This window comes from Staphylococcus equorum (assembly GCF_001747895.1).
GTDB lineage: Bacteria > Bacillota > Bacilli > Staphylococcales > Staphylococcaceae > Staphylococcus > Staphylococcus equorum_A.
Genome location: NZ_LNNB01000034.1, coordinates 1 through 3,691, shown reverse-complemented (window position 1 = coordinate 3,691; position 3,691 = coordinate 1). Strand labels below are relative to the sequence as shown.

The window sequence follows — 3,691 nt, the reverse complement described above, 5'->3', positions numbered from 1 at the left end:
CTTTAAGTCTACTTAAGGGCTCTCATCGAAAAATAGATTTTCTCGGCATAAATACGTGTTCTACTTTTATATAAAATCATCATAATTCAAAACTGAAAACCCTGAAAATTTATTAGGAGGGAATTATCACTCTGGTAGGGGGGGAAAAGTTAGACGGGTAGGAAAAACCTAGTAATGACAAGGAACTTAAAATTTGATGGCTCTGGAATTTGATCTTTATTTACATGTTCTACTTTTTATAAATCCAAATCAAAACCTTTATCTTGCTCTTTTACAATACTTTGTTGTTCAAATTGTTTTTGAAGTATTACTCTATCTTTTTTCTCAAAAAAGGATTTATCATTTTCATCTACAGTCATAATATTTCTTATTTTTTGATTTCTTTGCATATGAGTATCAACATAATCAATTCCCTTATGATATATCTTTTCTCCAACCCAACCTTTAATAACTCCACACGTTTTATTTAAAAGTTGATTCGTTTCTTTCTGATCTTTTATCATTTCGTCTTTTTCTTGTTTTATTTTATTATAATTCCGTTTTGCATTAGCCATTTTGTTGTCTTGCTCAATTATCTTTTCTCTTTGCAATTCTAAATCTTCTTGTAATTCCTGATACCTTTCTCCATTCATTAATTTTTCATAGTCTGGGGCAATGCGTCTGCCATATTGTGCTTGTTCACTTAACTGATCCATTGTTGCTTTAGAAACAATAACATTATCTGTTTTATATCTCTCTTCACTAAATAAATTAGGTTTTTTATATTCATACTCATATTTGGTATTTACAGGCTCTTTTAGAGCTTTTATCATTTTTTGATACTCTTGTTCTTCTTTTTCTCTATTTGCTTTTATTTCGTCTAATTTGGCTTTCTCAGTCTCTTTTTCTACTCTTAATATTTCAAGCTGCTCAATTAACAACTGATTATCTGTCTGAAGCTGTCTTTTATCGTTAAATTTATGTTTAATTTCTTTTCCTAATTCATCACGTCTCTGCGCAAATTTATCATAGTCCTGCTTACTGTTTTCTAATTGCTTTTGATGGAATTCTGTTTTTTGTTTGAAACTTTCAACTTCATCATGTTTCGCCTTTGTTTTATGTTTCGATGTTCCACGCTCTAAGTCATAACCTTTATCATTTAAATATTCGTTAAATCTATCTTGAAATTCCGTTAATGCTTTTTTATTACCTACAACATCTTTAGCACTTAAACGTCCATCAGTAGTTATTGGTACAACGCCATAATGCATATGCGGCGTTCTTTCGTCCATATGAACTGTTGCATAAATCAAATGCTCTTTTCCATACTCTTTTTCTATAAATGTTTTTGAGTCTTCAAAAAAGACTCTTATATCGTCTTGCGACTTACCTTCAAAGAATTCATTATCCGATGTAATCAAACCATCAATGTGTTTAACTGCATCACTTCGTATTTTTCTTTTTCCTGTATAATTTTCTTCGATTTTTTTATCAATCGTTAAATTATAATTAATTGGATCGTTATTAACTAAATCATAGTTTAAATGTGATTTTTCTAAATCTATATCCAAATTTTCATAGTTTTTATTTTCTCTTTGAACATGTTTTTGTAGACCTGTTGTATTTGTTTTTGATTTAACTTTAGCAACTCGAATTATGGAGTATGACACATTAAGTTCCTCCTAATCATTATGTTTTACGCGTACTTTATCTATATAAGTATAACACACTAGACTTATTTTATAAGTCGTTAGTTCGTGTGCTCTGCGAGGCTCAAACATGTTTTTGTGTGAACACAAAAAATAGACGTGTAAATTACACGTCCATAAAATTAAATTCAAAATCCCAAAAACTAAAAATGCTAACTGCTAATGATTTCAAATTTATTTCTTATAAAAAATAGGTAGCTCAAGTAAATTATCTTTTTCTGTTTCATTAGCATTAGATCTAACATACTTTACACCTTTATTTTCAACTGGTTCTAAAATAGGATAAGGAGTAATATTAACAGCAATTTTAAATCCTTTTTTAGAATTATTTAAAAGCCAACGATAGACAGTTTCTTTCTTATACCACCCATTTATCAATTCATTTTCTATCTTCCAAGTTTCATTTTTATCTGAAACCAAATGAATATCAACAATTGTTCCTAAACTTTTCTCATCTTCTCGATTAAAACTAATTTTATCTGCATAAATCATAAAAATCCCCCTATGTATAAGTATATTATTAATATAGCATTACAATAATTTTTTACATATTTTAAGTTCTATTTGAGAGCCAAAAATCAATATGTTTTTGCAGTTGTTTTTCGTTTTCTTTCAAAGTCATTTTCATTGAATTAGTTAAATCAATTAATGATATATCTTTAACTAATTTTTTATATTTATATTTAGCATGTCTTTCTAAACGTCCCCACTCATCTTCTTCATTAATTAAAAGATATATCATGGCTCTATCTTTTTGCTTTTCAATAGATTTCCAATCTGGTTTTAAAATATGTAAATCATTAAAACAATCATCCCAATAATCAACCATGTTTCTTTTAAGTTCAATCTCTACACGCCATAAATGTTCTGAATCTATTTCAATATCTGCATTATCTTTACGTTCCTGCTTTTTATTATATATACGTATAAATCTATCACTATCTTTAACACCAAAATATTTTGTTTCTGCTAAACCATTACGTCCATAAAAAACAGTTTTTTTAACTGCTTTATCAGTCATAGCATAATAATCATTTAAATCATCTTCAAAATCAAAAGCTAAATCTAATCTAGTAAAACCATCATCTTCCATATAATTAATAACGTTATCTTTAAGCCACAACATCTCATCAAGTGATAAATTATTAGGATTAAATTCAACTCGCATATTACGTCTGTCCCATGCATCTGCTTTAATTCTGTCATATTCTATATAGACTTTTTCTTCTAATGCTTTAGCTTTAAATTTAGTTTGTAGAATGTCCCAAAGTCTAAATCTAGGCTCATAAGACATAAGATCAGCGAGTTGTTTAGCATTACTCTTATTAAGATTTCCAACGATAGTCATACGGTCAAAACTCAATTTTGGTTGAGAGGTGGTAAAAAAATTACCACTTAACCGGCTATTAGAGTATCCGGTTTTAGAAATATTGTTTATTTCGTGATTCAAATGATTCGTTTGCTCTTTTTTACTCATAAAAAATCGACTCCTTATTTTGTTTAAGAAGTCGCTCACCCGAAATATATATCTTGAAGAATAAACTTATATAGTTTAATATCTAGATATACAAAATTAATAAAACATATCTCTTTATATTTTTATTTGGATGATGTCGTTCACAAACTTTGGTCAGGGCGTGAGCGACTTCTTTTTATTTGTTTATTAATATAACACTATCAAAAGACTTGGTCTAATAAGATCAAGTCTTTTTTTATTTTTAAAAATTACAATACTTGTACCAAAATCAAAAAACTAAAATTTCTTAGGGAGGAAAAATTCAACAGGTAGAAAAACCCAGTAAAGACAAGGAACTTAAAAAAATGCACATTGGGTTTTAAATCTTAATTGCTTTATTCCAATTCCTCTATTTGCCGACGATTCTGCGCTCCTTAATAATCCTAAAGCTGTCCATCGGTCGATTTAATAGCTGACGCTATCTCCCGCTGGCGCTTTAAGTCTAATTAAGGGCTCTCATCGACAAATAGATTTTCTCGGCATAAAT

General features: G+C 28.8%; 2 protein-coding genes and 1 pseudogene. All 3 read right to left on the bottom strand.

All coding sequences use genetic code 11. The annotated features are described in order from the left end of the window. Positions 1-1,007: 1,007 nt before the first annotated feature. Positions 1,008-1,649, bottom strand: a pseudogene (gene mobV / locus AST02_RS14840) (MobV family relaxase); the annotation flags it as partial. A gap of 213 nt (positions 1,650-1,862) precedes the next feature. Beyond that, positions 1,863-2,180: a DUF3892 domain-containing protein gene (locus tag AST02_RS13250; protein WP_081333004.1), complete on the bottom strand. Its 318-nt coding sequence runs from the start codon at positions 2,178-2,180 to the stop codon at positions 1,863-1,865. A 61-nt stretch (positions 2,181-2,241) separates the two neighbouring features. After that, positions 2,242-3,165 carry a replication initiation factor domain-containing protein gene (locus tag AST02_RS13245; RefSeq protein WP_069818180.1) on the bottom strand — a complete coding sequence of 308 codons (924 nt, stop codon included), beginning with the start codon at positions 3,163-3,165 and terminating at the stop codon, positions 2,242-2,244. Positions 3,166-3,691 lie beyond the last annotated feature (526 nt).

Excerpts from the sequence above, each read along its gene's own strand:
- AST02_RS13250 (WP_081333004.1), bottom strand. The coding sequence starts at position 2,180 with ATGATTTATGCAGATAAAATTAGTTTTAATCGAGAAGATGAGAAAAGT.
- AST02_RS13245 (WP_069818180.1), bottom strand. The coding sequence starts at position 3,165 with ATGAGTAAAAAAGAGCAAACGAATCATTTGAATCACGAAATAAACAAT.